The sequence below is a fragment of the Muriicola sp. genome, assembly GCF_041567615.1.
GTDB lineage: Bacteria > Bacteroidota > Bacteroidia > Flavobacteriales > Flavobacteriaceae > Muriicola.
The window spans coordinates 1-5767 of sequence record NZ_JBFGBM010000174.1 but is presented as its reverse complement, the minus strand read 5'-3'; the positions used below and the strand labels follow the sequence as shown (position 1 = coordinate 5767).

Annotated in this window: 6 protein-coding genes and 1 other RNA gene; 3 read left to right on the top strand and 4 right to left on the bottom strand. The window is 49.8% G+C overall.

All coding sequences use genetic code 11. The features are described 5' to 3' along the window. Positions 1-2: 2 nt before the first annotated feature. Positions 3-1145, top strand: coding sequence for an MFS transporter (locus ABYP73_RS11000; RefSeq protein ID WP_372974352.1), 1143 nt, complete (start codon positions 3-5; stop codon positions 1143-1145). A gap of 56 nt (positions 1146-1201) precedes the next feature. On the opposite strand, the gene rny is transcribed toward ABYP73_RS11000, so the two are convergent. From rny to ABYP73_RS10980, 4 genes are all read right to left on the bottom strand, one after another. Continuing rightward, complete coding sequence (gene rny / locus ABYP73_RS10995; protein ID WP_372945394.1) at positions 1202-2770, bottom strand: ribonuclease Y; 1569 nt, start codon at positions 2768-2770, stop codon at positions 1202-1204. A gap of 149 nt (positions 2771-2919) precedes the next feature. Next, positions 2920-3026: non-coding RNA, 6S RNA (gene ssrS / locus ABYP73_RS10990), on the bottom strand. 52 nt (positions 3027-3078) lie between these two features. Continuing rightward, positions 3079-3375: a cell division protein ZapA gene (locus tag ABYP73_RS10985; protein WP_372945395.1), complete on the bottom strand. Its 297-nt coding sequence runs from the start codon at positions 3373-3375 to the stop codon at positions 3079-3081. A 12-nt stretch (positions 3376-3387) separates the two neighbouring features. Next, complete coding sequence (locus ABYP73_RS10980; RefSeq protein ID WP_188369322.1) at positions 3388-3678, bottom strand: hypothetical protein; 291 nt, start codon at positions 3676-3678, stop codon at positions 3388-3390. 177 nt (positions 3679-3855) lie between these two features. On the opposite strand from ABYP73_RS10980, the gene ABYP73_RS10975 reads away from it, so the two are divergent. Then, the gene (locus ABYP73_RS10975; RefSeq protein ID WP_372945396.1) at positions 3856-5547 is read left to right on the top strand and encodes a M23 family metallopeptidase; all 1692 of its coding nucleotides are present in this window, start codon (positions 3856-3858) and stop codon (positions 5545-5547) included. A 4-nt stretch (positions 5548-5551) separates the two neighbouring features. Beyond that, a partial coding sequence (locus ABYP73_RS10970; RefSeq protein ID WP_372974351.1) for a hypothetical protein occupies positions 5552-5767 on the top strand: 216 nt, incomplete at its 3' end.

Genomic DNA, 5767 nt, shown 5'->3' with positions numbered 1-5767 from the left:
TCCTGCTCCTGATCGTATTGTCTCAATTCTTCTGTACCTCCCTGTGGTTTGCGGGAAATGGAGTGCTGGAAGACCTGATCCTTGAGTACGGACTCACATCGTATTCCCTGGGGCATCTCACATCGGCAGTTCAATTGGGCTTCATCGCCGGAACCCTGGTTTTTGCTGTGACTACCCTTGCCGACCGCTATTCGCCCTCTAAGGTCTTCTTTGTTTCTGCCCTGGCTGCGGGGAGTACCAACCTGATTTTGATGTGGGAAGAGAATACCCTGCTCACCCTGTTCGCTTCCCGACTGTTAACCGGATTTTTCCTGGCCGGGATTTATCCGGTGGGGATGAAGATCGCCGCTGATTATTTTGAAAAAGGGCTGGGCAGATCACTCTCTTTCCTGGTAGGAGCCCTGGTGCTGGGAACGGCCCTGCCGCATCTGCTTAAGGGTAATTTTTTACTGTCGGACTGGAGGTACGTGGTCATCGCGACGACCAGCCTTGCATTCGCGGGAGGAGCATTGGTCTGGGCCGGGATTCCCGATGGACCCTATCGAAAAGCGGCTATTGAATTCCGATGGAATGCCGTCTTCACGATCTTTGGCAATCGGAAACTCCGACAGGCCGCCATAGGGTACTTTGGGCATATGTGGGAACTTTACGCCTTCTGGGCCTTTGTCCCCTTCGTTTTAGGGGCTTATCAGGAAACTTGGCAGCTCCATATCGATACCTCCCTCTGGGCTTTTTGGAGTATAGCTATAGGTGCTCTCGGATGTGCAGCGGGCGGATTTCTTTCTGAACGGTTGGGAAGTGAGAAAACTGCCTTTTACGCCTTGCTGTTGTCATGTGCCTGCTGCTTGTTATCCCCCTTGTTCTTTTTTCAGTCCTCTATCACGGTTCTCCTCACATTTTACCTGCTCTGGGGTATGGCGGTGATCGCAGATTCACCCTTGTTCTCCACCCTGGTAGCGCAGAACGCCGAAGGACCCCTGAAAGGATCTGCACTAACCCTGGTGAATTGTATCGGATTTGGGATCACCGTCCTGAGCATCCAATTACTGAACACCATACAGGACGTTATCCCTCCGGCCTGGATCTTTTCTATCCTTGCCCTTGGGCCGATAATTGGATTGATAAACCTGAGTAAGAAAGTGTAAAGACCTGTCTGTTCAGGAGAAATTCCGATAATAACAGTACCGCAACGCGTAATCGATTACTTGGCTACATTCACGGCCCGGGTCTCCCGTATCACGGTCACTTTTACCTGCCCGGGATATGTCATATCGGTCTGTATCTTCTGTGAAATCTCAAAAGAGAGCTGGGCCGCCTTCTCGTCACTGACCTTTTCGCTTTCGACGATGACCCTTAGTTCCCTTCCGGCCTGAATGGCATAAGCTTTCTGCACCCCTCCGAAACCAAAAGCAATATCCTCCAGGTCCTTGAGTCGCTGGATATAGGAATCCAGCACCTGTCTCCTGGCCCCCGGTCTGGCCCCGCTGATCGCATCACAAACCTGAATGATGGGGGAGATCAGGGTATTCATCTCAATCTCGTCATGGTGTGCTCCTATGGCATTGCACACTTCGGGTTTCTCCCCGTATTTCTCTGCCCACTGCATCCCCAGGATGGCGTGTGGGGTCTCGAGCTCGGTTTCCGTATTCGGTACCTTTCCGATATCGTGGAGCAATCCCGCGCGTTTTGCCAGTTTGGGGTTGAGCCCGAGTTCGGCTGCCATCACCCCACAGAGCTTGGCTACTTCCCTGGAGTGCTGCAACAGGTTTTGGCCGTAAGACGATCTGTATTTCATCCGGCCCACCGCCTTGATGAGTTCTGGGTGGAGACCGTGTATCCCCAGGTCGATCACAGTGCGTTTCCCGATCTCCACGATCTCCTGTTCGATCTGTTTTTCTGTTTTGCGAACCACCTCCTCGATACGGGCCGGGTGGATACGGCCATCGGTCACGAGTTTGTGCAGGGACAGCCTGGCTACCTCCCTGCGTACGGAATCAAAACAGGAAAGGATGATGGCTTCCGGGGTGTCATCTACGATGATCTCCACACCGGTTACAGATTCCAGGGCCCTGATATTCCGTCCCTCACGGCCAATGATCCTACCTTTGACATCGTCAGATTCAAGGTTAAAGACAGAGACACAATTCTCCACGGCCTCTTCTGTACCAATACGCTGGATGGTGTTGATCACGATCTTTTTTGCCTCCTGCTGAGCCGTGAGCTTGGCTTCTTCCAGGGTCGATTGCATAAAGGCCATGGCATCCGATTTTGCGGTCTCCTTCAAGGACTCGAGCAGCTGATTCGTGGCTTCTTCCGCCGAAAGACCGGAGATCACCTCCAGTTGCTGTACCTGGCTCTTGTGTAACTTTTCCAGTTCAGTCTGCTTCTTTTCGTATAATTCCACCTTGTGGTCCAGGTCCCTGATCTTTCCTTCGAGCTGTTCGTTCAGCTTCTTATTCCGGGCCAGTTCACTGCTTACCTGGGATTCTTTATCCCGGGTTCGTTTTTCAGACTCCGAGATCTTCTTCTCCTTGTTGATGATGACCTTTTCGTGTTCCGCCTTCAATTCCAGGAATTTTTCCTTCGCCTGGAAGATCTTGTCTTTCTTGATATTTTCTCCTTCTGCCTCGGCATTCTTCAGGAGGGCGGCGGCTTCTTTTTTGGCATTGGCCAGGGTTTTTGAGGCCTTCCCTTTTTCGAGGAACTTGGCGATCAGGAAACCTATGATCAGCCCTATGACCCCCGCGATGAGTATTGTTGTAGTGTCCATGAGTTAGTAATGTTTTGGGAGGAACACGGTCCTCCGAGCATATTCCGGGGAAACCAATGAAAATATTCACAGGATTTACCCCTTTTACCTTTCCGGATTCAGTCGGCCGGAAAGAATAAAAAAAGCCCACATTGATGGAAGTTTTGTACAAACTCCTATAAACAGGTTTAGGGCTAACAGACTGCTCAAGGATCCTTTCTGGAAGGCCTGCTTTTACAATCTAAACTCACCCTTTTTAATCTAATTAATGTTGAGTTCGTCAAAATTTATTTACCAATGTGGGCAGTAAATTATGTATGTTAAAGAACTTATTTCAAGCTAAGCTTTTCGTTTACCAGCTGGTCAAGGGCCGTCAGTCTCTCTACGACTTCCCGGGTGTCCTCTATCCTGTCTATGCCGCGCTGTTCGATCTTGGAGGCAAACTGTAAGGCACACATGGCCAGTACATCCTGCTTATCCCTCACGGCATAATTCTGCTCAAATTTTTTGGCGAGCTGCTCGATATTCTTAGCGGCCTTTCGCAGCCCTTCTTCCTGACTCGGGTCGATGGTCAGGGGATAAACACGGTCTGCAATCGACAACTTGATTTTAAGTTTCTCCGCCATATTTTGAGTCCACTATTCAGCGAGCTGGGAGATACAATGGTCCAACTCCCTGATTAATGTATTTATTTTGAGCTTGGCTTCTGTTTTATTGTTTTCACTGCCCAGCATTGAATTTGCCAGCTTGAGGGATTCATATTTTTCCTCCCATTCTTTTACGGAGTTCTTTGTGGCTTCGTGATCCTGTCTGATCTGGATCAATTCGTCCTCCAGTCTTCCTTTAGCTTGATTGAGCAATTCCACCTTGTGCAATAACTTACTGATCTTATTTTCAAGGGAATCAACAATATCAACCAATTCGCTCATAGGCAATCCAATGCTTTCAAACAAAGTTAACATTCCTGGGACGACTTCGCAATAGTTTTTACATTTATTACTGCAGGTCCCGAATCCCGGGATTTCCGGAGAGGAGAATTGCAATGAGCTCCCAGTTTTATTTTAAAATATTGCACCTATTATTTAATTTCGTGCTAACCCACGTCTATGAAGAAGAGTCTCATCCTGCTTTGCATTTTGTCAGCACAGTACATCCTGGGCCAGGAAAATTATCCCAGGGATGCCTTTCGATCCCCTCTGGATATTCCGCTGATCCTCGCCGGAACCTTCGGAGAATTGCGATCCAACCACTTTCATTCGGGAATAGATATCAAAACCCGGCAGCGCCAGGGGTTACCGGTCTATGCCATTGCCGACGGTACGGTGAGCAGGATCAAAGTGTCCCATTGGGGGTACGGGAAAGCCCTGTATATTGCCCATCCCAATGGGTATACTTCGGTCTATGCGCATTTACAGAAATTCAGTCCGGAAATTGAGGCCTATGTCAAGCAGACCCAGTACCGCAACCGGTCTTATGAGATCGAGGTTTTCCCAGAATACGGTCAACTAAAGGTCAGCAAGGATTCCCTGGTGGCCTACTCCGGTAACACGGGTGGGTCTTCGGGTCCCCATCTTCATTTTGAGATCAGGAGCAGCCTTACCGAAAAACCCACTAACCCCCTGCTCTACGGGCTGGATGTAAGGGATGCCACCAATCCCACCCTGGAGGGCCTCTACGCCTACCCCCTCTCTGGGGATGCGGTGGTCAACCAAAGTGAGGACAGGGTACAACTGTCTCTGACAAGGCAGGCCGATGGATCTTATCTCGCTTCCGAGGTCATCGCGATTGGCACTATCGGATTCGGGGTGGCAGCCTATGACCGGCAGGACCTGGCAGCTAATCAGAACGGGTTGTACGAACTCGAGCAGAAAGTAAACGGCCGGGTGACTGCTGCTTTTGATTTCGATTCCTTTTCCTTTGGGGAGACCCGGTTGATCAACACCCTTATAGATTACGAATATCTTTCTAAATACCGCAGGCGCATCCAGCGCTGCTTTAAGTGGAATGGCAATGATCTGAGTATTTACAAGCAGCTGGAAAATGACGGAAAACTAACCGTATTACCCGGAATGAACTACACCGTGGAGATCACTCTCAAAGATCTGGCCGGCAATTCCAGCAGGGTTGTGATCCCCGTAGAGGGAAGAAGGGAAATACCTCTGGAAAAGAAAGAGGTATTAAAGACTGATCACTATATCTCCGCTGGCAAACCCAATAACTTTGACCTGGGCAGGGCCAGGGTTTTCTTTCCCGCCAATACCTTCTATGAGGATTTCTATATCGACCTGAAGTCGAACAATGATACCGTCACCATCCATAACAACTCCGTTCCTGCACACAAGAATTTCACTCTCACCTTTGATACGCAGGGGTACGATGAGGGTTTCCTCAAAACCGCATTTATTGCACGTCTCGATGAGCGGCTGAGGCCTGATTATATGAAGACCTACAAAAGGGGCGCCAGCTTTTCGACCCGGACGAGATCACTGGGCACCTTTACCCTGGCCAGGGACACGGTTCCCCCGACCATACGGCCAAAGAATTTCAAATCGAAACAGTGGCTGACCAATTACAGGTACCTGAGCCTGCTCATTTCGGATGACCTCAGCGGGATAGCTTCCTACGAAGCCACCCTGAACGGGGAGTGGATCCTGATGGAATACGAACCGAAGAACAATACCATCACCTATAATTTTGACGACAAGATCCTGGACAAGAAGCAATGCGACCTCAAAGTAGTGGTCACCGACAATGTCGGGAATTCCACTACCTTTACGAGTAGTTTTTTCAGAAGTTAGGCTCTTGAACCCCTTCAGACTATTATCGCTTTCCCTTTTTTTCTGTTTTGCCTGTACCGTGTCCGGACAAACGGCAACGATTACGGGTGTCGTCCTCGGCCAGGAAAACCAGCCCCTCAGCGATGTGAACGTACTGGCGGGAGGCAGGGGAACGACCACTGACCTCAACGGGTTTTACCTGCTGGAGGTCCCATCGGAAGTCATCATAACTCTTGTCTTC